The organism is Chromobacterium piscinae, assembly GCF_021129175.1.
Taxonomy (GTDB): Bacteria; Pseudomonadota; Gammaproteobacteria; order Burkholderiales; family Chromobacteriaceae; genus Chromobacterium; species Chromobacterium piscinae.
On the sequence record NZ_JAJOHV010000022.1, the window covers coordinates 114,255 to 139,874 of the forward strand.

At 63.6% G+C, this 25,620-nt stretch carries 22 protein-coding genes and 6 tRNA genes; 23 read left to right on the top strand and 5 right to left on the bottom strand.

Annotated features, from left to right (window positions below; all coding sequences use genetic code 11):
• Positions 1–55: 55 nt before the first annotated feature.
• The 7 genes from glyA to LQR33_RS08020 all read left to right on the top strand — a co-directional run bounded on the left by glyA (position 56) and on the right by LQR33_RS08020 (position 6,507).
• Positions 56–1,303, top strand: coding sequence for a serine hydroxymethyltransferase (gene glyA, locus LQR33_RS07990; protein ID WP_021476990.1), 1,248 nt, complete (start codon positions 56–58; stop codon positions 1,301–1,303).
• Between the two features lie 142 nt (positions 1,304–1,445).
• The gene (nrdR, locus tag LQR33_RS07995) at positions 1,446–1,904 is read left to right on the top strand and encodes a transcriptional regulator NrdR (protein ID WP_021476991.1); all 459 of its coding nucleotides are present in this window, start codon (positions 1,446–1,448) and stop codon (positions 1,902–1,904) included.
• 56 nt (positions 1,905–1,960) lie between these two features.
• Complete coding sequence (locus LQR33_RS08000; RefSeq protein WP_231468274.1) at positions 1,961–2,509, top strand: GNAT family N-acetyltransferase; 549 nt, start codon at positions 1,961–1,963, stop codon at positions 2,507–2,509.
• On the top strand, positions 2,506–3,039 hold the full coding sequence (locus LQR33_RS08005) for a GNAT family N-acetyltransferase (protein ID WP_166438939.1): 534 nt from the start codon (positions 2,506–2,508) through the stop codon (positions 3,037–3,039). The genes LQR33_RS08000 and LQR33_RS08005 overlap by 4 nt, the downstream gene beginning before the upstream one ends.
• The gene (gene ribD, locus LQR33_RS08010) at positions 3,036–4,142 is read left to right on the top strand and encodes a bifunctional diaminohydroxyphosphoribosylaminopyrimidine deaminase/5-amino-6-(5-phosphoribosylamino)uracil reductase RibD (protein WP_231468276.1); all 1,107 of its coding nucleotides are present in this window, start codon (positions 3,036–3,038) and stop codon (positions 4,140–4,142) included. The genes LQR33_RS08005 and ribD overlap by 4 nt, the downstream gene beginning before the upstream one ends.
• Before the next feature lie 99 nt (positions 4,143–4,241).
• On the top strand, positions 4,242–4,883 hold the full coding sequence (locus LQR33_RS08015; RefSeq protein WP_166438937.1) for a hypothetical protein: 642 nt from the start codon (positions 4,242–4,244) through the stop codon (positions 4,881–4,883).
• Positions 4,884–5,019: 136 nt separating this feature from the next.
• Positions 5,020–6,507: a carboxypeptidase M32 gene (locus LQR33_RS08020; RefSeq protein ID WP_221665614.1), complete on the top strand. Its 1,488-nt coding sequence runs from the start codon at positions 5,020–5,022 to the stop codon at positions 6,505–6,507.
• Positions 6,508–6,646: 139 nt separating this feature from the next.
• Here LQR33_RS08020 and LQR33_RS08025 read toward each other — a convergent pair whose 3' ends face one another.
• Positions 6,647–7,516, bottom strand: coding sequence for an alpha/beta fold hydrolase (locus LQR33_RS08025; protein WP_166438935.1), 870 nt, complete (start codon positions 7,514–7,516; stop codon positions 6,647–6,649).
• A gap of 732 nt (positions 7,517–8,248) precedes the next feature.
• Here LQR33_RS08025 and LQR33_RS08030 point away from each other — a divergent pair.
• The 4 genes from LQR33_RS08030 to LQR33_RS08045 all read left to right on the top strand — a co-directional run bounded on the left by LQR33_RS08030 (position 8,249) and on the right by LQR33_RS08045 (position 13,227).
• On the top strand, positions 8,249–8,773 hold the full coding sequence (locus LQR33_RS08030) for a fimbrial protein (RefSeq protein ID WP_021476998.1): 525 nt from the start codon (positions 8,249–8,251) through the stop codon (positions 8,771–8,773).
• Between the two features lie 68 nt (positions 8,774–8,841).
• A complete protein-coding gene (locus LQR33_RS08035) occupies positions 8,842–9,591 on the top strand; it encodes a fimbrial biogenesis chaperone (protein WP_231468278.1) in 750 nt (249 codons plus the stop codon).
• Positions 9,592–9,658: 67 nt separating this feature from the next.
• On the top strand, positions 9,659–12,217 hold the full coding sequence (locus LQR33_RS08040; protein WP_221664850.1) for a fimbria/pilus outer membrane usher protein: 2,559 nt from the start codon (positions 9,659–9,661) through the stop codon (positions 12,215–12,217).
• Positions 12,218–12,261: 44 nt separating this feature from the next.
• Complete coding sequence (locus tag LQR33_RS08045; protein WP_166438932.1) at positions 12,262–13,227, top strand: fimbrial protein; 966 nt, start codon at positions 12,262–12,264, stop codon at positions 13,225–13,227.
• 72 nt (positions 13,228–13,299) lie between these two features.
• Here the strand turns inward: LQR33_RS08045 and LQR33_RS08050 are convergent, their stop codons facing one another.
• From LQR33_RS08050 to LQR33_RS08060, 3 genes are all read right to left on the bottom strand, one after another.
• Positions 13,300–13,602, bottom strand: coding sequence for a hypothetical protein (locus LQR33_RS08050; RefSeq protein ID WP_231468280.1), 303 nt, complete (start codon positions 13,600–13,602; stop codon positions 13,300–13,302).
• Positions 13,603–14,032: 430 nt separating this feature from the next.
• Positions 14,033–15,646 (bottom strand): MFS transporter, encoded by a 1,614-nt coding sequence (locus LQR33_RS08055; RefSeq protein WP_231468282.1) that lies wholly within the window; start codon positions 15,644–15,646, stop codon positions 14,033–14,035.
• Positions 15,643–17,295 carry a GMC family oxidoreductase gene (locus tag LQR33_RS08060; protein WP_231468283.1) on the bottom strand — a complete coding sequence of 551 codons (1,653 nt, stop codon included), beginning with the start codon at positions 17,293–17,295 and terminating at the stop codon, positions 15,643–15,645. Before LQR33_RS08060 ends, LQR33_RS08055 begins: the two co-directional genes overlap by 4 nt.
• Positions 17,296–17,461: 166 nt before the next feature.
• Here LQR33_RS08060 and LQR33_RS08065 point away from each other — a divergent pair, with 166 nt between their 5' ends.
• A complete protein-coding gene (locus LQR33_RS08065) occupies positions 17,462–18,379 on the top strand; it encodes a LysR family transcriptional regulator (RefSeq protein WP_104946384.1) in 918 nt (305 codons plus the stop codon).
• A 9-nt stretch (positions 18,380–18,388) separates the two neighbouring features.
• A complete protein-coding gene (locus LQR33_RS08070) occupies positions 18,389–19,243 on the top strand; it encodes an AraC family transcriptional regulator (protein WP_166438927.1) in 855 nt (284 codons plus the stop codon).
• Positions 19,244–19,307: 64 nt separating this feature from the next.
• On the opposite strand, the gene guaB is transcribed toward LQR33_RS08070, so the two are convergent.
• On the bottom strand, positions 19,308–20,771 hold the full coding sequence (gene guaB, locus LQR33_RS08075; RefSeq protein ID WP_021477007.1) for an IMP dehydrogenase: 1,464 nt from the start codon (positions 20,769–20,771) through the stop codon (positions 19,308–19,310).
• Positions 20,772–20,912: 141 nt separating this feature from the next.
• On the opposite strand from guaB, the gene LQR33_RS08080 reads away from it, so the two are divergent.
• From LQR33_RS08080 to LQR33_RS08125, 10 genes are all read left to right on the top strand, one after another.
• Positions 20,913–21,341 carry a DUF4124 domain-containing protein gene (locus LQR33_RS08080; protein WP_231178718.1) on the top strand — a complete coding sequence of 143 codons (429 nt, stop codon included), beginning with the start codon at positions 20,913–20,915 and terminating at the stop codon, positions 21,339–21,341.
• Complete coding sequence (uvrC, locus tag LQR33_RS08085; RefSeq protein WP_231468285.1) at positions 21,341–23,146, top strand: excinuclease ABC subunit UvrC; 1,806 nt, start codon at positions 21,341–21,343, stop codon at positions 23,144–23,146. The genes LQR33_RS08080 and uvrC overlap by 1 nt, the downstream gene beginning before the upstream one ends.
• Positions 23,147–23,233: 87 nt before the next feature.
• Positions 23,234–23,815: a CDP-diacylglycerol--glycerol-3-phosphate 3-phosphatidyltransferase gene (gene pgsA, locus LQR33_RS08090; RefSeq protein WP_166438925.1), complete on the top strand. Its 582-nt coding sequence runs from the start codon at positions 23,234–23,236 to the stop codon at positions 23,813–23,815.
• A gap of 101 nt (positions 23,816–23,916) precedes the next feature.
• A tRNA-Gly gene (locus tag LQR33_RS08095) sits at positions 23,917–23,992 on the top strand.
• Between the two features lie 22 nt (positions 23,993–24,014).
• A tRNA-Gly gene (locus tag LQR33_RS08100) sits at positions 24,015–24,090 on the top strand.
• A 22-nt stretch (positions 24,091–24,112) separates the two neighbouring features.
• Positions 24,113–24,188 (top strand) — tRNA-Gly (locus LQR33_RS08105).
• Between the two features lie 25 nt (positions 24,189–24,213).
• Positions 24,214–24,289, top strand: a tRNA-Gly gene (locus tag LQR33_RS08110).
• Positions 24,290–24,315: 26 nt separating this feature from the next.
• Positions 24,316–24,391, top strand: a tRNA-Gly gene (locus LQR33_RS08115).
• A gap of 45 nt (positions 24,392–24,436) precedes the next feature.
• Positions 24,437–24,510, top strand: a tRNA-Cys gene (locus LQR33_RS08120).
• Positions 24,511–24,721: 211 nt separating this feature from the next.
• A complete protein-coding gene (locus tag LQR33_RS08125) occupies positions 24,722–25,618 on the top strand; it encodes an N-acetylmuramoyl-L-alanine amidase (RefSeq protein WP_231468287.1) in 897 nt (298 codons plus the stop codon).
• The last annotated feature ends 2 nt before the right edge of the window (positions 25,619–25,620 follow it).

Consider the following 25,620-nt stretch of genomic DNA (forward strand, 5'->3'; position numbering starts at 1 on the left):
CGGGCATTTGGTGTAGAATGCCCGGATCGTTAACCCTTTGATGGATGAGTCAAAGATGTTCGCTGCTGACCAGACGATCGCCAAATTCGACCCAGAACTCGCCGCAGCCATCGCGGCGGAATGCCAACGCCAGGAAGATCATATCGAGCTGATCGCCTCGGAAAACTACACCAGCCCGGCCGTCATGGAAGCCCAAGGCTCCCAGCTGACCAACAAGTACGCCGAAGGCTATCCGGGCAAGCGCTTCTACGGCGGTTGCGAGCATGTGGACGTCGTTGAGCAACTGGCCATCGACCGCGTCAAGCAGCTGTTCGGCGCCGAATACGCCAACGTGCAGCCGCACTCCGGCTCCCAGGCCAACCAGGCTGTGTACTTCTCCATCCTGAAGCCGGGCGACACCGTGATGGGCATGAATCTCGGCCACGGCGGCCACCTGACCCACGGCTCCCCGGCCAACCTGTCCGGCAAGATGTTCAACATCGTCGCCTACGGCTTGAACGACAAGGAAGAAATCGACTACGACGACATGGAGCGCGTGGCGATGGAAACCAAGCCGAAGCTGATCATCGGCGGCGCGTCCGCTTACGCCTTGCGCTTCGACTTCGAGCGCATGGGCCAGATCGCCAAGAAGGTCGGCGCTTACTTCATGGTGGACATGGCCCACTACGCCGGCCTGGTGGCCGCGGGCCTGTACCCGAACCCGGTGCCGCACGCCGACTTCGTGACCTCCACCACCCACAAGACCCTGCGCGGTCCGCGCGGCGGCATCATTCTGGCCAAGGCCGAGTTCGAGAAGAGCATCAACAGCAATGTGTTCCCGACGCTGCAAGGCGGCCCGCTGGAGCACGTGATCGCCGCCAAGGCCGTCGCCTTCAAGGAAGCGCTGCAGCCGGAATTCAAGGAATACCAGCAGCAGGTGCTGAAGAACGCCGCCATCATGGCCAAGACCCTGGCCGAGCGCGGTCTGCGCATCGTGTCCGGCCGCACCGAGAGCCACGTGTTCCTGGTCGACCTGCGCGCCAAGGGTCTGACCGGCAAGCAAGCCGACGCGCTGTTGGGCCGCGCCCACATCACCGTCAACAAGAACGCGATCCCGAACGACCCGGAAACTCCGTTCGTCACCTCCGGCGTCCGCATCGGCTCCCCGGCCATCACCACCCGCGGCTTCAAGGAAGCCGAGGCCATCGAAGTGGCCAATATGGTAGCCGACGTGCTGGACAACCCGAACGACGACGCGCTGATCGCCCGCATCGCCGAGAAGGCCACCGCGCTGTGCCACCGCTTCCCGGTGTACGCCAAGTAATCAGCCGGCTCGCCCGGATGCAGAAAAGCCGCCCGCAGGGGCGGCTTTTTCTTTGCCAGGGCCGGCTCGAGCCATGGCCGGCGGTGCGGGCGGGCGGCATTGCTGATAACATCCAACTATTGCAACCCACAGGATTATTGTCATGAAATGCGCGTTTTGCGGCAACTCGGACACTCAGGTGATCGACTCCCGCGTCAGCGAGGACGGCAGCAGCATCCGCCGTCGCCGCCGCTGCCCGGCCTGCGACAAGCGTTTCACGACCTTCGAGACCGCCGACGTGCGCATGCCGCAGGTGGTGAAGACCGCGGGCCATCGCTCCGAGTTCGACATCGAGAAAGTGCGCACCAGCTTCCTGCGCGCGCTGCACAAGCGGCCGGTGTCCACCACGCTGGTGGACGAGGCGATAGACCGCATCTGCCACAAGCTGCTGCAACTGGGTGAGCGCGAGGTCAGCAGCCGGCAGATCGGCGAGATGGTGATGAACGAGCTGGCGCGGCTGGACAAGGTGGCCTATGTCCGTTTCGCGTCGGTTTACCGTAGTTTTCAGGATATCTCAGAATTTACCGACGCGATCAAGGAAATTCAGAAGTCCTCGCATTGACAGTCCGATATTGGGTTGATTAGGCTGGGTAATTTAATTGTCATTTTCGAGATGCCATGACCGCCATCGCCCAGACACGCATTGCCCTGCTGCCGCCCGACGTCATCCACGCCGAGCGGCTGTTCGCATTGATAGACGAAAGCCGCGGCACGCTGCGCGCCTGGCTGCCCTGGGTGGATGCCACCCGCAGCGTCGAGGATAGCCGGCAGTTCCTGGCCGGCGCCGCCGACGGCGCGCGCAATGGCGGGGCCTGCGCGTCCTGGCTGATCGAGCGGGATGGAGAACTGGCTGGTTGCATCGACATCCACGGCATCAGCAGGCTGCATCGCTCCGGCTTTCTCGGCTATTGGCTGGCCGACCGTTTCGTCGGCGGGGGCGTGATGGGCGAAGCTGTGGCGCAGGCTCTGGACATCGGCTTCGGCAAGTTGGCTTTGAACCGGATCGCTATCGTGGCGGGCGTGGCTAACGCCCGCAGCCGCGCGCTGGCCGAGTGCCTGGGCTTCGTCCGCGAGGGCGCGCAGCGCGAGGGGCTCCATCTGCATGGCCGTTATCATGACGCCTGCCAGTACAGCATGCTGGCTGGCGAGTGGCGGGCGCGTCGATGAGCTTGGTGGAGATCCGATCGCCGGATCCGGCGGGCGACGCCGAGTGGATTTATGCGCTGATCGAACGCCACCGCGGCACCTTGTCGCAATGGTTGTCCGGCATCGTCAAACCGCAATCGGCGGCGGACACCGAAGCCTTCCTGCGCTTGCAGGCGGAAGGCAATCACGAGGGACGCTGCGCGCACCGCGTGATCCTGGCGGACGGTGAAATCGCCGGCATTTGCTCGTTGCACGGCATCAGCGCCGCCCACCGCTATGCCCGCCTCGGCTACTGGCTGGCCGACAGCCATGTCGGCCGGGGCGTGATGTCGCAGGCGTTGACGCTATTGTTGAACTACGCGTTCGAAGACCTGGAGCTGCATAGGGTGGAGCTGGGCTGCGCGCCGGAGAATCTGCGCAGTTGCCGCGTCGCCGAACGGCTGGGTTTTAAGCTGGAAGGAGAGCTGCGCGACGCGCAGTTTCTACGCGGTCGTTTTTGGAATATGCGTTGTTACGGCCTGCTGGCCGATGAGTGGAAGAATCGAACATGACGGACTACCGCCCCGACGACTACCTGTATATGCAGCGCGCGCTGCGTTTGGCCGAGGGCGCGACGCGCCGGGCGGCGCCAAACCCGGGCGTCGGCTGCGTGCTGGTCAACAAGGGCCGGGTGGTGGGCGAGGGCGCGACGCTGGCGGTGGGAGGCGACCACGCCGAGATCCAGGCGATCAAGGACTGCCTGGCGCGCGGCGAAAGCCCGCGCGGCGCCACCGCCTATGTGACGCTGGAGCCGTGCAGCCACCATGGCCGCACGCCGCCGTGCGCTGAGCGCTTGATCGCGGAAGGCGTCGCGCGGGTGGTGGCGGCGATGGTGGACCCCTATCATGAAGTGTCGGGCCGCGGCATCGCCATGCTGCGCGCGGCCGGCGTCGAGGCGTCGGCGGGGTTGATGGAGGCCGAGGCGCGCTGGACGCACCGCGGCTTCCTGTCGCGCGTCGAGCGCGGCCGGCCCTGGGTGACGTTGAAGGCGGCCGCCACGCTGGATGGAAAAACCGCGCTGCTGAACGGCCGCAGCAAGTGGATCACCGGGCCGGAGGCGAGGATGGACGTGCAGCGGCTGCGCGCCGCGCATGGCGCGATTCTGACCGGTAGCGGCACCGTGCTGGCCGACGATCCGCAATTGACCGTGCGCGAGCTGCAGGTGGCGGTGCAGCCCTGGCGGGTGGTGCTGGACGGAGATCTGCGCACCGATGCCGGCGCGCGCGTCTACCAGGACGGCGGCGCGTTGCTGGCCAGCTGCGAGACGGATGAGGGCCGCTTGGCCGCGTTCCGCGAACGCGGGGTGGACGTCCTGGCGTTGGCGCGCCGCGACGACAAGGCCGATTTGGCCGATCTGCTGGCGCAACTGGCCGGACGCGGCGTCAACGAACTGATGGTGGAGGCCGGAGCCGGCCTCAACGGCGCCATGCTGCGGGCCGGGTTGGTGGACGAGATCGTGCTGTACCTGGCACCGTCGCTGGCCGGCGACGCCGCCCGCGGCTTGTTCGCCTGGCCGGCGCTGGAGGATCTGGCCGACAAGATCGAGCTGGATATCGCCGACATCGGCAAGGTGGGACGGGATCTGCGGCTGGCGCTGCGTCCGCGCCGCGTTTAGGGCCGTCTGTCCTCCTGCCGGCTCCGGCTGCGTTATCGCTATCGGAGGCGCGGCGTTTCCGCCGCCATGGGAGAGTGCGATGGTTGCGAGGGCTGGGGCATGAATCCCCGCGAGGCGACGCTGGATGCCTATCTGAAGCTGATCGCCCGGCTGGGCGCCGACGAGGGGGTGGTGGCTGCGCGGCGGGAAATGCTGGGGCGTTTGCTGGCCCGGCTCGCCGGCGCGAAGCGGACTTCCGGCGATTATCACGCCCATGTCGGCGGCTTCGTCGCGGATTGCGGACAATCCGAGCGGGTGCTGGCCATCACCTGCGCCCGGGAGTTTTATTACTTCTGGCTCGACGACATGAAGAAAATGGTGGAGATGACGGCCCGAGCCGGCTTTTCCATCCATAACCCGGATTTTCCCTGGCATGGCGATCTTAGCGCGCTGCTGGGCGCGATGCGCGAATCCGGCTTTTCGCGCTTTCCGCCCTCGCTGGGCCTGTTTCTGGGCAAATCGTTCGAAGACGGCGCCGACGAGGCCGATATCCGCCAGCGCGAACATCTGCTCAAGGCCTTGCTTTTCTTGCTCGATCCCCATCCTCCCACCTCCAGCCATTACCGGATGGCGGTGGACGCGCTGTTGCAGCATCTGGCGGACGCCGCGGCCCGGCAGCAGCTGCTGGCGCTGGTGCGCGAGTATTTCGGTTATTGGCAGTCTTTCCCCTTCTCCCATCACCGCAAGAGCGCGTCATCCTGAGTTGTTAGTGAGTAAAATTCATTGGTTTCTCCTGTGTGCGGCATGCTGGAAGATCGATTTTCCCTAATAAAATTCATGGCATTGACCGAATGAAGAACTGGTGTGAACATTCATTTTCCACACAAGGGAGAACGCAATGGGACATCAGATGGCCTATCAGAGCCTGACCCGCACTTTTCAGCGGCTGCATCATTTCGCCCACCTGGGGGCCATCGCCAGTTGGGACCAAGCGGCGATGATGCCGGCCAAGGGCAACGAGGCGCGCGCCGCCGCCCAGGCCGAGCTGCAGGTGTTGATGCATCAGTTGATTACCGCTCCGGAGCTGGCGCAGCAGCTGCGCAGCGCCGAGCAGGAAAATCTGGACGAAGCGCAACGCGCCAGCCTGCGTGAGATGTGCCGGGAGTGGCGACAGGCCAATCTGTTGCCCGCCGAACTGGTGGAGGCCAAGACGCTGGCGGCTTCCCGTTGCGAGCATGCCTGGCGCAGCCAGCGCAAGAACAATGACTGGCAAGGTTTCTTGCCGAATTTTCGCGAGGTGCTGAGGCTGGCGCGCGAAGAGGCCGCGCTGCTGGCCGAGGCTAACGGCGTCAGCCGCTACGACGCGCTGCTGGACAAGTATGAGCCCGGCATGCGAAGCGCCGAGATCGCGCGCATCTTCGATGACGTGAAGTCCTGGCTGCCCGGCCTGATCGAACGCGCGCGCGCCAAGCAGGCCGGCGAGACGGTGATCCGGCCGCAGGGGCCGTTCCCGGTCGAGCGGCAGCGCGAGCTGGGCCTGGAGGCGATGAAGCTGCTGGGCTTCGACTTCGACGGCGGCAGGCTGGACGTCAGCACCCATCCGTTCTGCGGCGGCGTGCCGGAGGACGTGCGCATCACCACCCGCTACCGCGACGACGATTTCGCCCAAAGCCTGATGGGCATCGTCCATGAAACCGGACATGCCCGCTACGAGCAGGGCTTGCCGCGCGATCTGCTGTCGCTGCCGGTCGGCCGCGCCCGTTCGATGGGCATACATGAGAGCCAGAGCCTGTCGTTCGAAATGCAGCTGGGTTGCAGCCGCGGCTTCCTGCAGTTGCTTGCGCCGATGCTGCGCCGCCATTTCGGCGATCAGCCTGCCTTCGACGCTGACAACCTGGCCAAGCTGTTCACCCGGGTCGAGCCCGGCTACATCCGGGTCGACGCCGACGAGCTGTGCTACCCGGCGCACGTGATCCTGCGCTTCGAGATCGAGCGCGCGCTGATCGACGGCGAAATCGAGGCTGAAGACGTGCCGGCGCTATGGGATGAGAAGATGATGGCCTACCTGGGCGTGGACACGCGCGGCAACTATCGCGACGGCTGTTTGCAGGACATCCACTGGACTGACACATTCGGCTATTTTCCCAGCTATACGCTGGGCGCGATGTACGCGGCGCAGTATTTCGCGACGCTGCGGCGAGCAGAGCCGGGGCTGGACGACAAGATCGGCCGCGGGGAACTGGAGCCGGTATTCGGTTGGCTGCGCGAAAACATCTGGAGCCAGGGCAGCCGCTGGAGCACCGACGAACTGGTTCGGCGCGCCACCGGTGAAGCGTTGAACCCGGCTCATTACCGCGCGCATCTTGAAGCGCGCTATTTGGGCTAGCCGCCGAGGGCCGGAGTCGTTCCGGCCCTTTCAAACCCGCTGGAAAAAAACTGATCCTCTGTTGCGCCTACTTGCCGTACCGCTGGTGGCTGCGTCGGCGCATCTTAGCTCAGGTTATCTTCGAGGTTTATTAGCGGCCTTAGTCTTGCCACAGCAGGAAGCGTTCGACTTCGGCCGCCATCTGTTCCGGCTCATCCCATTGCAGCATATGGCCGGCGCCGGCGATTGTGGCCTCGCTGAGCCGGGCGAAACAGGCACGGCGTTGGTCCAGCGTGGCCATCACATCGCTGACGACGGAGTGGCCGAACGGCTGCTCGCCCAGCAGCCACAGTGCCGGCGCGGTGATGCGGCGCCAGCAGGCCATCGCCTCCTCCAGCCGGTACAGCACAGGGTTGACCATTTTATGGCGCGGGTCGGCGCGGTAGACCACACCGCCGTCTACCGGCCGGGTCAGCTCTGCGGCCAACCAGAGCGCCCGCTCCGGCGTCAGACTTGGATTGCGGGCAATCAGCCTGCTCGCCGCCTGTTGCAGACTCTCCAATGGCTCGAACCCCATCGCTTGACTGATTTCCCGCAGCCAGCGGCTGTAACGGCCTGGCGCCTCGGCCGGGCGGGTGGGGTTGAGGCCGAAGCCCTCGGCCAGCACCAGCTTCGCGACCCTCTGAGGGCAGACGCCGGCGTAGATGCCGGCGATCATCGACCCCATGCTGTGTCCCAGTAGGTTTACCGGCTGGTCCGGCGATAGTTGGCGCAGCAGATCGTCGAGGTCGGCCAGGTAGTCTGGGAAATAATAACTGCCGTCATTCCACTGGCTATCGCCGAAGCCGCGCCAGTCGGGCGCGACGATCCGCCACTTTCCCTGCAGCGCGTCCACCATGAATTGAAACGTGGCGGAGCTATCCATCCAGCCGTGCAGCAGCACCAGCAGGGGCGCGTTGTTATCGCCCCAGCGGCGCAGGTGATAGCGGCGTTGATTGAGCGTCAGGTATTGGCTGGTGGAGAGCATCATCTCGGGATGGTTTCCGTTCGGTGCGAAGCCGTTCAGTCTAACTGCGCGATGACGGAGCGGATAGTGGCGACTGGGGCATTATTGGCGATGGAAATGAAAATGTCATTATGATTTGCCTTTTCTTTGGAATTTGGCGTATTTATTAAATTATAAGTTTAAAATGTTGTTAATTTGATGCAAGAATGCGACACGTCAGTACAGTAATGACAAACTAATATCTTGATGAAAATCCTTTTTAATCAATGGATTGTTTTTAATTTTGACACATATGCTCAAGTAAGAGGATGTTGAAAGTTATGTCTTTTTTGATTTAACCTAACGTCTACATCGCAGCAAAACCGCGCAAGCGGAGGCTTCCGGCAAGGGATGCCAGATGCGATGAAGCTGAGCATTGTCCAGCCATGTAAGGCGACAGACGGCTGTTTTCAACGGCGTCCGTCGCCGATCTTCAGGGTTTGCCCGCCTATTTTTTCAATCTGATGACGAACGACTGTCAGACGGCTTTGATTGGATTTGATGTATTTTGTGAAATCTGATTATTGTTTTTTTGAAAATTGGCGGCAATGAAGCCGGCCGCGGGACGGGCTCGGCGCCGGAACATCTCAAGTGCAGGCAGGGATCGCAAGATTGCCGAAGATGCCTTGACGTGTCGGACTGCTCTTCAACTTCTGCCCCTGGCGGGCAGGCAATCGGGCAACAGCACTGCCTGCAATTTAAACGGAGACTATTTAAATGAAAAAGATCGTAACCGCAGCTCTGATCGGCTTGGGCGTGTACTCTTCCGGCGCCATGGCCGCTGACGGCAAAATCACCGTCACTGGAAACATCGTCGCGCAAACCTGCACCATCGCGGGCACTTCCGGCTCCAACGTCACCGTGAACCTGCCGACCGTGGGCGCTTCCTCGCTGGCCAGCACCGGCCAGACCGCCGGCGCGACCCCGTTTGCGATCAATCTGAGCAACTGCCCGTCCAGCCTGAAGAGCGCGCAGACCCGCTTTGAAGTGGGCCCGACCGTGAACCCGACTTCCGGCAACCTGCTGAACAGCACCGGCGCGGGCTCGGCTTCCAACGTTGAAGTTCAGCTGCTGAACAACACCTTCAACGCGATCAACCTGAGCACCAACGCCAACTCGCAGCAAGTCGCCATCAGCGGCGGCGCCGCCACCATGGGCTACTACGCCCAGTACATCGCCACCGGCGCGGCTGGCGCGGGTTCGGTGAACACCAGCGTTCAGTACTCGATGACCTACCAGTAACAGGCGTCATCCGGCGGGCGGCCTTCGAGCCGCCTGCCGGCATCTTTTGCATGGAGGCGGGTTAGGAAATGAAACAAGCAGTATGGCGAGGAGCGTTCGCCCTGGCGGTCGCCGGCTCGGTATGGACCAGCGCGGCTTTGGCTGGCGTGGTGATTTCCGGAACCCGCGTCGTGTACAAGGCGGAAGACCGCGAAGTGACCGTCAAGGTCAACAACCCGGGCAAGGAGCCTTCCCTGGTGCAGGTGTGGTCCGACAGCGGCAACGAGAAATCCGTTCCCGACACGGCCGACGCGCCATTCCTGATCATGCCGCCGATTTTCCGCGTGGACCCGGCCAAAGGCCAAACCTTGCGTCTGACCTTCACTGGCGCCGATCTGCCCAAAGAGCGCGAATCGGTGTTCTGGCTGAACGTGCTGGATGTGCCGCCGCTGCCGAAGGCCGGCAACGAGCAGCGCAATTTCATGCAAGTGGCTTTCCGTTCCCGCATCAAGCTGTTCTATCGTCCCACCGGCCTGCAGGGCACGCCGGACGATGCAGCCGACAAGCTTTCCTGGACCTTGTTGCCGCAGGCCGGCGGCAAGGGCTACATGCTGCGCGCGTCCAACCGCGCCGCGTACAACGTCTCGCTGAACCGGGCGATGCTGCTGGTGGGCAAGCATGAGTACGAAACCGATGGCGGCATGGTGCCGCCGGGCGGCAGCCACGATTTCGCGCTGAAGGACCTGAAGCTCAAACCGGATGCCGGCGCGAAGCTCACTTACGAAAGCATCAACGATTACGGCGCCCCAGTCATGCACAGCGCGCCCTTAGCTCCCTGATAATTCCAGCGTAGGCCTGCCGGGGCTGCGCGCTCCCGCAGGAGACGATCTAGCCATGAAGCACTTGATGACACGACATTCCGATAACAGCTGGGCCCTTAGCCCGCTCAGCCTGTTGATTTTCGGCTTGTTCGGCGGCCAGGCTGCCTTGGCGGATACGTCCGCGGCGGAAAACGCCGCGCTGGGCGATGTGCAGTTCAATCCTGTCTTTATCAATCAGAATTCCAACGGGAAAAAAGTCGATCTTTCCCGCTTCAACCAGATGGGCGGGGCTTTTCCCGGCAATTACCGCGCCGACGTCTACGCCAATAGCGTCTGGATCGGCCGCCGCGACGTGCAGATGAAGGAGCTGGCCGAAGGCAAGGTGCTGGCCTGCTTCAACCGCGCGATGATGGACGAGCTGGGCGTGGACTTCACTAAGGTGGGGAATGCCGCAGGCGTACCTGGACGGGATGAGCCCGCCCGCTGCGTCGACATCGCCACGGTGGTGCCCGGAGCATTCTCCAGCTTCAACAGCTCGGATCTGCGCCTGGATGTCAGCATTCCGCAGAAATACATGCGGGCCCAGGCGCGCGGCTACGTCGCGCCGGAATACTGGGACGCCGGCGCCCCGTTCGCCGGCTTCCTCAATTACAACGCCAATGGCTACCGCTACGACAACGGCGCCGCCGGCAAGTCGACCCAGTATTATTTCGGCGCCAACGCCGGCCTGAACATCGGCTTGTGGCGCTTCCGCTATAACGGCTCGCTGACGCAGCAGGACAGCGGCAACGGCCAGAGCCAGCGCAACTACCAGGGCGCGTCCGCCTATACCCAGCGCGATGTGACCGACTGGCATTCGGTGCTGACCCTGGGCGATTACTTCACGCCCTCAGACATGTTCAGCAGCGTGCCATTCCGCGGCGTGCAGCTGAGTTCCGACGACCGGATGCTGCCGGAGTCGATGCAGGGCTACGCGCCGGTGGTGCGCGGCGTGGCCGAGACCAACGCCAAAGTATCGATTCGCCAGAACGGCAATCTGATTTACGAAAACGTGGTGCCGCCGGGCGAGTTCAGCATCGATGATCTCTACAACACCGGCTTCTCCGGCGACCTGGAGGTGACGGTCACCGAGGCGGACGGCCGCGTGCGCAAATTCGTCGTGCCTTACGCCGCCGTGCCCCAGTTGCTGCGAGAAGGACAATCCCGTTACGCGATCACCGCGGCGCAATGGCGCGACAACTCGCTCAACAAGCGTCCCGATTTCGTGCAGGCGACCTACCAGCGCGGCATCAGCAACAGCCTGACCCTGTACGGCGGCCTGATCGCCGCCGACCATTACCAGTCGGCGCTGTTCGGCTCCGGCGTCAATACGCCGCTGGGCGCGCTGGCGCTGGATGTCACCCAGTCCTGGGCCCGCAATCTGCCGTACAACGCCAGCGCCGCCAATATGCAGGGCCAGAGCTATCGAGTGACCTATAGCAAGCTGATGGAGTCGACCCGCACCAACTTCACGGTCGCCGCCTATCGCTTCTCCACCGATGGCTATCTGGAACTGCGCGACTACGCCAACCTGATCAACCAGGTCGGCGTGGTTTACCGCGCCAAGAACAAATTCCAGCTCAACGCCGACCAGCCGCTGGGCGAGGGCCGCGGGCAATTGTTCTTCACCGGCTCGACCCAGGATTACTGGAACCAGAAGGGCCGGGATCTGACTTACCAGCTGGGGTACAGCAACAGCTTCAAGTCGGTGAGCCTGAACCTGTCCGCCGGCCGCACCCAGGATTCGACCGGCCGCATCGTCAACCAGTACATGCTGAGCCTGTCGATGCCGCTGGGCCGCGAGCCGTATTCTCCGCTGCTGAGCACCAGCGTCAGCGGCAGCAGCGACCGCAGCGGCAACGCGCAGGTCAATCTGAGCGGCACCACCGGCGAATTGCGCAACCTCAGCTACAACGTCTACGCCAGCGGCAACCGCAGCAGCGCCGGCGCCAACAGCAGCGGCGGCGGCGGCAGCGTGCAGTACGCCACCTCGGTGGCGACACTGACCGCGGGCGCGAGCTCGAGCGGCGGCAACTCCCAGGCGAATGCCGGCATCAGCGGCGCGCTGGTGTTCCATCCGGGCGGCGTGACGGCGGCCCAGTCGCTGGGCGAATCCTTCGCCGTGGTGGAGGCGCCGGGCGCCGAAGGCGCGGCGGTGAGCAACACCAACGGCGTGCGCGTCAACAAGAACGGCTACGCGGTGGTGTCCTCGCTGATGCCGTACCGCCGCAATGAAATCACGCTGGATCCGAAAGGCATGGATCAAGACGTGGAATTGCAGGAAACCAGCGTGCAGGACGCGCCGCGCGCCGGCGCCATCGTGATGCTGAAATTCAACACCCAGCAGGGCAAGCCGGTGATCGTGACGCTGAAGCGGCCGGACGGCAGCCATCTGCCGGTGGGCGCGACGGTCAGCGGCGGCGATGATTTCCTCACCATGGTGGGGCAAGGCGGACGCGCCTTCCTGCGCGGCGTGGAAGGCAAGCCGCTGACGGCGAGCTGGGGCAGCGACGCCGGCCAGCAATGCCGTTTCAGCTATCAACTGCCGCAGAAGACGGGCGACGCGGCCTATATGCGGACCGATGCCGTTTGCGAGCCGCTGTGATGTTTGGCGCGAGCCACTAGAGATACCGGGAAAGCGATAGGAAAATGAAGAAACTGATCTGCAGCGGAGTATATGGATGGCTGCTGGCGCTGATGCTGGCCATGCCGCTGACCAGCCACGCGCTGGGTTGCTGGAACGGCAGCAGCAGTTCCGGCAACGTCACCTCCACCTTCAATCTGCCGGGCAACTTGTATGTTTCCGCCAACGCGCCGGTGGGCACCATCATCTGGCAGTCGTCATTGCAGAACCTCAACCTGTACTGCTCACAGAGCGTTGGCGAATATGTGTATTTCTGGGTGAATCCCAAGGGCCGGACGCTGGCTCCCGGCTTGCAGATCGGCATCATCTTCAATGGCCAGACCTACACCCAGAGCAGCGGAGCGATCAATACAGGCATCTATGTACCGCAGAATGGCTACGTCAGGACGAACCTGCCGTACTCCATCGTGTTGTTGAAGACCAGCGGCGCGCCATCCAGCGGCACGTCTTCGATCAGCCAGTACTCGGTGTTTCAGCTGGATGGCAAGGGCGGCATCAACGCTGCGCCCGGCATCAACTTCAACCAGCTGATCGATGGGAGCGTCACTTTCACGCCCGGCGGCACCTGCGATCTGAGCGCAAACGGGCAGTACACGGTGAATCTGCCTACGGTCGCCAGTGGCCAGTTCGCGTCGGTGGGCAGCGCGCTGTCCCGCTACGCCTTCACCATCACCGCCGCCAATTGCTCCACCGGCGTGAGGACGGCGACTTTCCGCTTCTCGGGCACGGCCGATTCGAACAACCCGGTGCTGTTCGCCAATACCGGCGGCTCGGCTCAGGGCGTCGCCATCAACTTTGGCAGTTCGGCCGACGGCGCCAACATCGGCGCCAACAGCACCAACAATACCCGGGTGGTGAACGTGCAGTCGCAAATGGCGCAACTGGGCGTGTTCGCGGAATACATGCGGACGGCCAACGTGGTGGCGGGCAGCTTGCAGACCGCGATCACGATCGACATGTTGTACCAATAGCCGATCCGTCTGCGGCGACAATGAAAAAAGCCTTCGGCCGTTTGGCCGAAGGCTTTTTTGCGTGGTGTCGGGTCAGTTGTAGACGATGGTGACCAGCTGTCCGCTGCTTTGAGTGGTCGAGCCGGTCATGTTGACGGCGGCGATGCTCAGCGACTGGGTATTGTCGATGCCGGAGCAGGATTGGCTGGACGCTATTTTGCGGGCGGCCTGGTATTGACGGGGATTTTGCGCGTAGCTCAGCAAGGTGCTGCTGTTCTGGGCGCAAGGTTCCTTGACGATGGAGCCGCTGAAGTTGACGGTGCCGCCGTTGGAGGCCATGGCAAAGCCGGATTGCAGAGCGGCCAGCGCTGCCAGTGTCAGTATGGCTTTTTTCATTTGAGTCTCCCTGTTGGCGGCCTGCGAGCTATCGCGTGCGTGCTATAAACAAATTATTTAAATTAATTCGTTTATATTTAATTTGTTCTGTTAAGCAAAGTATAGGCACAAGAATTGTAAACATCAAGCCTATGTTTGATTGAATTATTAATAATAAAAATTGAAAAGTTGTGGGCTGGCCGCCGTGCGCGGTTTTGCTTGGGGCCGCCGCGGGGGGCGGATGATTTTCTGGCAGGGATAATTTCAAGTTATTGCATTTTTGCGGGATTGCTTGATTTTTGGCTGTCGTCGATGGGAAAGCGGAGGGACCGGCGAACGGGTTTTGGCTTTTCCGGGAGAGGATCTGGCGATGGCGAGGAAGCAAAAGCCCCCTCGGAGGAGGGGGCGGCCGCGGGGGCAAGGTGCGGTGGCGATGGGATGTTCTTAAGGTTCAGTGGCCGTGGATGTCGTTGCGGAAGGTTTCCTTCAGGAACAGCAGGCTTACAACGAGACTGACGGCGTAGACCACGATCGGGTACCACAGGCCGTACAGAATGTCGCCGGTGTAGACCACCAGCGAAAAGGCGACGGTCGGCATCAGTCCGCCGATCCAGCCGTTGCCCAGGTGATAGGGCAGCGACATCGAGGTGTAGCGGATGCGAGTGGGGAACAGCTCTACCATCATCGCGGCCAGCGGGCCGTAGGTCAGCGCGGAGATCACCGACAGCAGCACCAGCACCAGGATCACCATCGCGTGGTTGATCTTGGCCGGGTCGGCCTTGTCCGGATAACCGGCGGTTTTCAGCGCGTCCTGCAGCGCTTTCTTATCGAAGCCCTGTTGAACGGTTGCCCCGATATGGACTTCGGTTACGCCGGCCGGCGCGGCTTTTTGCTGGTAGGGCACGCCGCTCTTGGCCAGCAGCGCCTTGGCCTGGTCGCACGGGGTGTTCAGCTTGGCTTTGCCGATGGGGTCGAACTGGAAGTGGCAACTGGCCGGGTCGGCTACCACCGTCACCGGGGAGCGGGACTGGGCGGAGGCGACGTCCGGGTTAGCGTAGTCGGTCAGCCAGCTGAAGGCGGGGAAGGTCAGCGCCAGGCCCAGCGCCAGGCCGGCGATCAGCACCGGCTTGCGGCCGATGCGGTCGGACAGGTGGCCGAAATACAGGAATAGCGGCGTGGTCAGGATCAGCGACGCGATCAGCATCAGGTTGGCGGTTTGCGGGTCGACTTTCAGGATCTGGGTCAGGAAGAACAGCGAGTAGAACTGCGCGCAGTAGAAGGTCACCGCCTGGCCGCCGTTGAAGCCGAGCAGCGAGATCAGCACCACTTTCAGGTTGGCCCAGTTGCCGAAGGCCTCGCTGATCGGCGCTTTGGAATGCTTGCCCTCGGCCTTCATTTTCAGGAAGGCCGGCGATTCCTGCATCGACAGCCGGATCCAGGTGGAGATCGCCAGCAGGAAGATGGACAACAGGAAGGGCAGGCGCCAGCCCCACTCGTTGAAGGCTTCGCCGGTGAGCTTGCGGCAGGCCAGGATCACCAGCAGCGACAGCAGCAGGCCGGCGCCGGCGGTGACCTGGATCCAGCTGGTGTAGCCGCCGCGTTTGTGGTCCGGAGCGTGTTCGGCCACGTAGATGGCCGCGCCGCCGTATTCGCCGCCGATGGCCAGACCCTGCAGCATGCGCAGCGACACCAGGATCAGCGGCGCGGCGATGCCCAGCGTGGCGTAGCCGGGCAGCATGCCGACCAGGAAGGTGGACAGGCCCATGATGACGATGGTGGCGAGGAAAGTGTACTTGCGGCCCACCATGTCACCCAGCCGGCCGAACACCAGCGCGCCGAACGGCCGCACCACGAAGCCGGCGGCGAAGGTCATCAGCGCGAAGATGAAGGCGGTGGTCTCGTTGACGCCGGAGAAAAATTGCTTGCCGATGATGGCGGCCAGCGCGCCGTACAGGAAGAAGTCGTACCATTCGAACACTGTGCCGAGCGACGAGGCGAGTATCACCTTGCGCTCGGCGCGGCTGATGCCGGCGGCGGAAGCAGCCGATGCGATGCTGTTGCTCATGTCCAGGTCTCCTTTGCGGGTGGGGACGGCGTCCGTATCGGCGCCGCTTGCTTGTTGTCCTGCTCTATCATCTGCGCCGCCTTGGCGGCGATCATCAGGGTGGGGCTGTTGGTGTTGCCGGAGGTGATGGCGGGCATGATGGACGCGTCCGCCACGCGCAAGCCGGCGATGCCGCGCACCCGCAGCCTGTCGTCCACCACCGCCAGCTCGTCGCGCCCCATCTTGCAGGTGCCCACCGGGTGGAAGATGGTGGTGCCGATCCGGCCGGCGGCGTCGATCAGCTGTTCCTCGCTCCGGTACTGCAGGCCGGGCCGGTATTCCTCGGGCAGGTAACGGGACAGCGCCGGCGACGCGGCGATGCGGCGCGTCAGGCGGATCGCCGCGGCGGCGACGCGCTGGTCTTGCGGATGGCTGAGATAGTTGGGCTGGATCAGCGGCGGCGCGTCCGTGCGCGCGCCGCCGATGGCGACATGGCCGCGGCTCTCGGGCCGCAGCTGGCAGACCGAGGCGGTGAAGGCGGGGAACCGGTGCAGGGGCTCGCCGAAGCGTTCCAGCGACAGCGGCTGCACATGGTATTCCAGGTCAGGCGTGGCGGCGCCGGGGCCGCTGCGGGCGAAGGCGCCGAGCTGGCTGGGCGCCATCGACAGCGGCCCGCTGCGCTTCCACAGGTATTCCCAGGCCATCGCCAGCTTGCCGCTCCAGCTTGCCGCGCGGCGGTTCAGCGTGGACGCGCCGCGGATCTTGAACACCAGCCGCAGTTGCAGGTGGTCCTGCAGATTGGCGCCGACGCCGGGCAGAATGCGCAGCGGCGCAATGCCATGGCTCGCCAGCAAGGGCGCCGGGCCGATGCCGCTGCGCTGCAGCACCAAGGGGGAGCCGATGGCGCCGGCGGCGAGGATGATCTCGCCGCGGCAGCGGGCCTGCAGCGGCATTCCCTGTTGCATAAATGCGATAGCGGCGGCGCGGCCGTTTTCCAGGATCAGCCGGTCGGCCTCCGCGCCGGTCAGCACCGTGAGATTGGCGCGATCGCGGATCGGCCGCAGGAAAGCGCGCGCGCTGCTCCAGCGCCAGCCGCCTTTCTGATTGACCTCGAAGTAGCCGCAGCCGGCGTTGTCGCCGGTATTGAAATCGTCAACGGGGGCGATGCCCTGCTCGGCGGCCGCGGTGCGGAAGGCGTCCAATATCTCCCATGACAGCCGCTGTTTTTCCACCCGCCATTCGCCGCCATGGCCGTGCAGCGGACGTGCGGGATCGTAGTGGTCTTCCATGGCGATGAAATGCGGCAGCGCGTCGCGCCAGCCCCAGCCGCGGTTGCCCAGCGCCTCCCAGTGGTCGTAGTCGGCGGCCTGGCCGCGCATGTAGATCATGCCGTTAATCGACGAGGAGCCGCCCAGCACCTTGCCGCGCGGGTAGCCCAGCGAGCGGCCGCCCAGCCCTCTTTCCGCCGCGGTCTGGTAGCACCAGTCGGTGCGCGGGTTGCCGATGCAGTAGAGATAGCCCACAGGGATGTGGATCCACGGGTAGTCGTCGTTGCCGCCGGCCTCCAGCAGCAGCACGCGTTTGTCCGGATCGGCGGACAGGCGGTTGGCCAGCAGGCAGCCGGCGCTGCCTGCGCCGACGATGATGTAGTCGAATTCGCCGCTGAGCATGGCGGGATGCTCCGGTCATGTCGTTGTCGTAGCTGGCATCTAAACCGAAGCGGAGGCCGCTGGGAATAGCCAGCGGGAAACAACGTATGTTAATTTTTTAACAGGCGGCGGCAGATTGGCCGCCGTTTTCGTGTGCAAACGCACAACACCCATCGCGGGGAGGACCATGTTCGACTGGAACGATGTCCGCTTTTTTCTGGCCTTGCAGCGCAGCGGCAAGCTGCTGAGCGCGGCGCGGCAGATGGGCACCACCCATGCCACGGTGGCGCGCCACATCGCCGCGTTGGAGCGGGTGCTGGGCCAGCCGCTGTTCATCCAGCAGGCCGACGGCTACATGCTGACCGCCGCCGGCCGCCAGTTGCTGCCGCTGGCCGAATCGCTGGAGAACACCGCCTCGCAGATGCTGGACAGCGGCAGCAGGGGCCATGCCGAGGTGAGCGGCGTGGTGAGGCTGGGGGCGCCGGAGGGGCTGGGCGCGCTGTTTCTGGCCCGCCACATGCCGGCGCTGATGGCGCAGTATCCGGGATTGGAGATCGATCTGGTGGCGGTGCCGCGCTTCGTCAGCATCACCAGCCGCGAGGTGGACATCGCCATCGCGCTGGAGCGGCCGCAGGCCAATATGGTGGTGACGCGCAAGCTGACCGATTACTGCCTGGGCCTGTACGCCACGCCGGCCTATCTGGCGGGACATGCGCCGATACGCGAGCGCGAGGATCTGAACGGCCATGCCATCCTCGCCTATGTCGACGACCTATTGTTTACCCGCGAGCTGATGTACCACCATGGCCTGTGCCGCCATCCCAGCATGCCCTTGCGCAGCACCAGCGTGGTGGCGCAGAAGGAGGCGGCGCTGGCCGATGGCGGCATCGCGGTGCTGCCTTATTACACGATTTACGATGATCCTCGGCTGGCGCAGATCCTGCCCGAGCTGCGCATCGTCCGCTCCTACTGGATCAGCGCGCGCAGCAACATCCGCCGCACGCTACGCTACCGGGTGGTGTGGGACTACGTGGTGGACTTGTGCCAGCGCATGCAATGGCTGCTGATGCATGAACCGCAAGATCGATCAATCGAAACCGCCTAGGCTATCCGCATGAGACACGCATACCGGCAATTCGGCCCAGGCACCTTGTACACAGTGCGCCTGCTGCGCGCGCTGGATTATCTGTGGCGCCATCTGGACGAGCCGCTGCTGCTGGACCGGCTGGCGGAGGAGGCCTGCTTCTCGCGCTTTCACTTCCATCGGCTGTACCGCAACCTGATGGGCGAAACCGTGATGGAGAGCCGGCAGCGCATGCTGCTGCATCGGGCCGCCGGCGAGCTGGGGAGGGCGGACAAGCCGCTGGCCAGAATCGCGGCGCGGGCCGGCTTCGCCAGCAGCGCCGCCTTCATCCGCGCCTTTGCCAGCCGCTACGGTGAGACGCCGGGCCGCTACCGCCAGCGTCGTCTCATGTTTCTCAATCAAAGGGAGAGGACCATGCGTCAGGTAGAGATTGTGGAAAAGGATGCCGTCAGGGTGCTGATGCGCCATCATCGCGGACCGTATATGGAGATCGGCCAGGCCTTCGACGCGCTGCGCGCCGTCCAGGGGCCGCAGCAGGACGGCGAGCCGCCGGGGAGAAGCTTCGGCATGTATCTGGACGACCAGGCGCAGACGCCGGCGGCCGACTGCCGCTCCATCGCCTGCGCCACCATGCCGGAAAGACTGTGGGACCGGCAGGTGGACGGTTGCGAGTGGGGCAATATTCCAGCCGGGCGCTACGCGGCCCTGCTGCATACCGGGCCCTATGCGGAGCTGGAGGAGAGCTGGGACTGGCTGTACCGCCATTGGCTGCCGGCCAGCGGCGAGGTGCCCGGGGCCACGCCCTGCGTGGAGGAGTATCTGAACGCGCCCTACGACACGCCGCCGTCCGAGCTGAAAACGCTGCTGCTGCTGTCGCTGGCCTGAGCTGCCGTCGCAAAAAAAGCCCGCGTTGCAAAACGCGGGCTTTTGTCCGATCAGGCGAACCGTCTTAGCGGTCCACGTGGTAGTTCGGCGCTTCCTTGGTGATCTGCACGTCGTGGACGTGGGATTCGCGGATGCCGGCCGAGGTGATTTCGACGAACTGCGCCTTCTGGTGCAGGTCGGCGATGGTCGGGCAGCCTAGGTAGCCCATCGACGAACGCAGGCCGCCCACCAACTGGTGGATCACCTGGGAGATCGGGCCCTTGTACGGCACGCGGCCTTCGATGCCTTCCGGCACGAACTTGTCGGCGGCGTTGGAACTGTCCTGGAAGTAGCGGTCGGCCGAGCCCTGGCTCATCGCGCCGAGCGAACCCATGCCGCGATAGGACTTGTACGAACGGCCCTGGAACAGTTCCACTTCGCCCGGGGCTTCTTCGGTGCCGGCGAACATGCCGCCCAGCATCACCGCGTTGCCGCCTGCGGCCAGCGCCTTGGCGATGTCGCCGGAGAAGCGGATGCCGCCGTCGGCGATCATCGGCACGCCGGTGCCCTTCAGCGCTTCGGACACGTTGTGGATGGCGGTCAGTTGCGGCACGCCGACGCCGGCGACGATGCGGGTGGTGCAGATGGAGCCGGGGCCGATGCCGACCTTGACGCCGTCGGCGCCGGCCTTGACCAGATCCAGCGCAGCCTGGGCGGTGGCGATGTTGCCGCCGATCACGTCCACATGCGGGAAGTTCTGCTTGACCCAGCGCACGCGGTCCAGCACGCCCTGGCTGTGGCCGTGGGCGGTGTCTACCACGATCACGTCCACGCCGGCCGCCACCAGCGCCTTGACGCGCTCTTCGGTATCGGCGCCGGTGCCGACGGCCGCACCTACGCGCAGACGGCCCTGGCTATCCTTGTTGGCGTTGGGGTGTTCGCTGGTCTTGATGATGTCCTTGACCGTGATCAGGCCCTTCAGCTCCCAGGCGTCGTTGATCACCAGCACGCGTTCCAGGCGGTGCTTGTGCATCAATTCGCGGGCTTCGTCGATGCTGGCGCCTTCCTTGACGGTGATCAGGCGCTCGCGCGGGGTCATGATGGAGCCGACGGTCTGGTCGAGGCGGGTTTCGAAACGCAGGTCGCGGTTGGTGACGATGCCGACCACCTTGCCGTCTTCGATCACCGGCAGGCCGGAAATCTTGTACTGGCGGGTCAGCAGCACCAGATCGCGCACCAACATGTCCGGCGCGATGGTGATCGGGTCTTTCACCACGCCGCTTTCGTGGCGCTTGACCTTGGAAACCTCGGCGGCCTGCTTCTCGGCGCCCATGTTCTTGTGCACGATGCCGATGCCGCCTTCCTGAGCCATGGCGATGGCGAGGCGGGCTTCGGTCACCGTATCCATGGCGGCGGAAACCAGCGGCAGGTTCAGGGTGATGTTGCGAGTAAGTTTGGTGCTCAGCGCTACGTCGCGCGGCAGAACTTCAGAATGGGCCGGGACGAGGAGGACGTCGTCGAAGGTGTAGGCTTTCTCGATGATGCGCATCGCATTTCCTTAGGCGGCAAAGCCGCATTATACCGGATCGTCAACTGTTCTGCAAAAACAGCGTAATGCGGCGTTTTGCGCGGCCAGGAGGCAGGCTTTACAATCCGGATATAAAGCGATGACAGCGGCGGGATGGTGACGATGAAGTCTTTTCTAGTATGGACGATTTTGGCGGCGTCGCTGATGCCGGCCCTGGCCGCGGCCGAGGTCTACACCTGGACCGACGCCAATGGCAACAAGGTGTATTCCGATCAGCCGCCGCCTAGCGTCAACGCGCGGCGGATGAACGTGCGCGCGCAGCCGGCGCCGCCAGCCTCGGCGCCCCAGGCAGAGAAAAAGGCGGAAAAGAAAACCGACAACAAGGCGGTAGCGTCCGACAACGCCGCCATCACCGCGGCCAACGCCAAGATCAAGGAACAAAACTGCAAGTCGGCGCAGACCAATCTGTCCACGCTGCAGCTGAACGGCCGCATCCGCATGCCGGGCTCCACCGCGCTGGCCACCGACGCGCAGCGCAACGAGCTGATCCGCCAAGCCCAGAAAGACGTCCAGACCTGGTGCGCCAAATAGTGTCCAAGCCCGCATTCGATTACCAAAACGTATTGCAGAACCTGCCCGCGCTGCCCGGCGTCTACCGGATGCTGGGCGAGGGCGGCAAGGTGCTGTACGTTGGCAAGGCGATAGACCTGAAGCGCCGCGTCAGCTCCTATTTCCAGAAGAACGACCTCAGCCCGCGCATTCAGTTGATGGTCAGGCAGATCGCCAGCATCGAGACCACGGTCACCCGCACCGAGGCCGAGGCGTTGATTCTGGAAAACAACCTGATCAAGGCGCTGGCGCCGCGGTACAACATCCTGTTCCGCGACGACAAGTCCTATCCTTATCTAATGTTCAGCGGCCACGCGTTCCCGCAGATGGCCTATTACCGCGGCGAACCAAAGAAGCCTAACCAGTACTTCGGCCCCTATCCCAACGGTTACGCGGTGCGCGAGAGCATACAGATCCTGCAGAAGGTGTTCCGGCTGCGCACTTGCGAGGACGCGGTGTTTTCCAACCGTTCCCGCCCCTGTCTGCTGTACCAGATCAAGCGCTGCTCCGCGCCCTGCGTCGATCATATTTCCAAAGACGAGTACGCGGCCGACGTGGCCAGCGCGGTCGCCTTTCTCAACGGCAAGCAGAGCGAACTGATAGGCGCGCTGACTGAACGGATGGCCGCCGCCGCCGAAGCGATGGAGTTCGAGCAGGCGGCGGAGCTGCGCGACCAGATCCAGGCGCTGGCGCGGGTGCAGGAAAAGCAGTTTGTCGCCAGCAACCAGAGCCAGCAGGACTGCGACGTGGTGGCGGCGCGGGTGGGCGACGGCATGCCCTGCGTCAATCTGGTGATGATACGCGGCGGCCGCCACCTGGGGGACAAGAGCCACTTTCCAGTCGGCGGCGAGGCCGACACCGCCGAGGAAATCCTGCAGGCCTTCGTCGCCCAGCATTACCAGCACGCGGCGGTGCCGGCAGCGCTGGTGGTCAATGGCGAGTTGGACGAAGCCTTGCAGTCCTTTCTGCAGAGTCGCGCCGGCCGCAAGGTCTACATCGTCGGCAACCCGATAGGCGAGCGCCGGGTATGGCTGGAGATGGCGGAGAAGAACGCCGATCTGGCCATCCAGCAGAAGCTGGGCAGCAAGGCCACCCAGACGCAGCGCCTGGCGCAGTTGAACGAGGTGCTGGAACTGGAGGACGCGGGCCGCTTCGAATGCTTCGACATCAGCCACACCATGGGCGAGGCGACGGTGGCGTCCTGCGTGGTGTACGACAAGGGCGCGATGCAGCCCACCGAGTACCGCCGCTTCAACATCACCACCGCTTCGCCTGGCGACGATTACGCCGCGATGCGCGAAGTTCTGTCACGTCGTTACGGCAAGCTGGCGGAAGGTGAGGGCCGATTGCCGGACGCGGTGTTCATCGATGGCGGCAAGGGCCAGGTGGGCGTGGCGCTTGAGGTGATGGGCGAATTGGGGCTGAATTTGCCCATCGTCGGCATCGCCAAGGGAGAGGAGCGCAAACCCGGCCTGGAAACGCTGATCCTGCCTTACCTGGAAAAGACGCTACAATTGCGCCAGGATCATCCGGCGCTGCATCTTATCCAGACCGTGCGTGACGAGGCGCACCGCTTCGCGATCACCGGCCACCGCGCGCGCCGGGCCAAGGCGCGCACCGCGTCGACGCTGGAGGAGATTCCGGGCATCGGCGCCAAGCGGCGCCAGCTGCTGCTGACCCGCTTCGGCGGATTGCGCGGCGTGGCGGCGGCCAGCATGGAAGATCTGGCGCAAGTGGATGGCATCAGCCAGACGCTGGCGGAAAAGATTTACAATGCGCTGCATTGACGATTGAAAACGGCGGGCGTCCCTGATCCAGGCTCGGGGCGCCTGCCGGCGTTGTTGACGAGCCTGAGAGCGACAAGACCAAGACCAATGCCCTTCAATTTGCCGATATTACTGACTTGGCTCAGGGTCGCCCTGATCCCGATCTGCGTGGCGGTGTTTTTCCTGCCGGACTCCATTTTGCTGCTGCACAGCCGCAATATCGTGGGGGCCGGCATTTTCGCATTGGCGGCCGCCACCGACTGGCTGGACGGCTATCTGGCGCGCAAGCTGGGACAGACCTCGGCCTTCGGCGCTTTCCTCGATCCGGTGGCGGACAAGCTGATCGTCGCCGCAGCGCTGATCCTGCTGGTGCAGATGGGCCGCGCCGAGGGCTGGATGGCGATGATCATCATCGGCCGCGAGATTACCATTTCGGCGCTGCGCGAGTGGATGGCCGGCATGGGCAGCCGCAGCAGCGTGGCCGTTGCCTATATCGGCAAGCTCAAAACCGCCGCCCAAATGCTGGCGATCACGCTGCTGCTGTACGACGGCAAGCTGTTGCCGGGGCTGGATGCCCGCGGCTTGGGAAATTTTTCCATGTACGTCGCCGTCATATTGACTTTGTGGTCAATGGTTTATTACCTGCAGATGGCAGCCAAAGAGTTTGCGGGTAAAAAAATAGACGTTTGAGTGTTGACAGCCTCAAGCAAATCTCTATAATTCGCAGTCTCTCGCCGCCGCTGACGAAGCAGCAGCGAGATCAAGCAAAGCGTTGTAGCAAGTTACGCAGCGCGGGAATAGCTCAGTTGGTAGAGCGCAACCTTGCCAAGGTTGAGGTCGCGAGTTCGAGCCTCGTTTCCCGCTCCAGTAGCCTGAAACAATTTGTGATGCGGGAATAGCTCAGTTGGTAGAGCGCAACCTTGCCAAGGTTGAGGTCGCGAGTTCGAGCCTCGTTTCCCGCTCCAGTAGCTTGAAAAAATTTGTGATGCGGGAATAGCTCAGTTGGTAGAGCGCAACCTTGCCAAGGTTGAGGTCGCGAGTTCGAGCCTCGTTTCCCGCTCCAAAAATAGTTTGAAACAGTCTGCAATGCGGGAATAGCTCAGTTGGTAGAGCGCAACCTTGCCAAGGTTGAGGTCGCGAGTTCGAGCCTCGTTTCCCGCTCCAGCATCAGACTTGAAACAATTTGCATTGCGGGAATAGCTCAGTTGGTAGAGCGCAACCTTGCCAAGGTTGAGGTCGCGAGTTCGAGCCTCGTTTCCCGCTCCAAAATTCAGATTGATCAGATATCGTCTGGTCAATTCGCCGGTTAGCGGCGGGGTAGCAAAGTGGTTATGCAGCGGATTGCAAATCCGTCTACGCCGGTTCGATTCCGACCCCCGCCTCCAGATATAACCCCGTAAATCCAAGGATTTACGGGGTTTTTCTTTTTCATCCCATACACTTGAAATCGTTCGGCGCGATGGCTTTTCCATTCCCCATCATGAATCCGCAGGCAAAGCGATGAGCCGCGCGGCTTGATCGGGATTTCCGCTCGGCGCGGGCGGTCTGACCGGACTGGATATATCGCATCACGCGCCGGATGGCGGAAGGGAAATAATGGCGAATCGCAGACAGTTTTTGTGCCGGACCGGGATGATCGCCGCAGGCGGCGCGCTGCTGGCGGCTCCGGCCGCAAGGGCGCAGGGCGAAACGATGGCGCTCTGGATCGATGAATCGCATGCGTCGGCCAACCAGGACTCCCGCGTCCGCACCCTGGTGCTCCACTATACGGCGGAGGACTTTGCGGCTTCGCTCAAGCTGCTGACGGACGCGCAGTACCGGGCTAGCGCCCACTACCTGGTGCCTGATGCAGCAAGTCTGGCCGCGAAGCCCGCGGTTCTGAGGCTGGTGCCGGAGGAGAGTCGCGCCTGGCATGCCGGCGAGAGTTTTTGGCGCGGCGAGCGCTATGTGAATGGCAGCTCGATAGGCGTGGAAATCGTCAACCGCGGCTACCCGTCGCCGCAGCAGGACGACTGGCCGCCCATGTCGCGGGACTGGGTGGCGTTCGACGACGCTCAGATCGCCCTGGTGGGCAGGCTGGCCGCCGACATCGTCGCCCGCCACCGCATCCCGCCGCGCAACGTCGTCGGGCATGCCGACATTTCGCCGGGCCGCAAGGTGGATCCGGGGCCGAGGTTTCCCTGGGAGCGGCTGTATCGGGAGTTTGGCGTCGGCGCCTGGCCCGACGATGACGATGTGCGTCGTTTTCTGTCCCGCCGGTTGCCGACGGACGCATCGGATTGGCAGGAGCGTTTGACGGCCTATGGGTACGATGCGCCGGAAAGCGGGGCATGGGATGCCGAAACGCGGGCTGTCATCACGGCATTCCAGATGCACTTCCGGCCCGCCCGCTATGACGGGGAGCCGGATGCGGAGTCGTCGGCGATTCTCGACGCGCTGCTGAGCAAGTATGCCGGACGGGGGCCCGAGGATGAGGAAGCGGGCCATCCATGAGG